Origin of the sequence: Planotetraspora sp. A-T 1434, from assembly GCF_025420585.1 — a bacterium.
GTDB lineage: Bacteria > Actinomycetota > Actinomycetes > Streptosporangiales > Streptosporangiaceae > JAOEGB01.
Genome location: NZ_JAOEGB010000117.1, coordinates 1 through 370 on the forward strand (window position 1 = coordinate 1; position 370 = coordinate 370).

The 370-nt window shown below is 68.4% G+C and carries 1 protein-coding gene; it reads right to left on the reverse strand.

What is annotated here, in order from left to right:
- Positions 1-370 (reverse strand): polyketide synthase (locus tag N5079_RS35210; protein ID WP_261588554.1); only part of this gene is annotated, 370 nt, incomplete at both ends.

Here is a 370-nt window from a genome sequence, read left to right on the forward strand (position 1 = left end):
GGTGAAGCCGATGGGGGTGGACATCACCGTGACGCCGCCCGCCAAGGCGAGGTCCGACTCGCCGGACCGGAGCGACTGAACGGCCAGGTGCAGTGCCACCAGGGACGATGAGCAGGCGGTGTCGACGGTCACCGCGGGCCCCTCGAACCCGAAGGTGTACGCGATCCTCCCCGACACGACGCTGCCGAGATTGCCGATAGCGAGATATCCCTCTAAATCCTCCGGCACCTGCAGGAACCGCGCGCCGTAAGTGCGGTCGGCCAGTCCCGCGTACACGGCCGTCCTGCTGCCTCGCAACGGGACCGGGTCGATGCCGGCCCGTTCGAAGGTTTCCCAGGCCACCTCCAGCAGCAGGCGTTGCTGGGGGTCA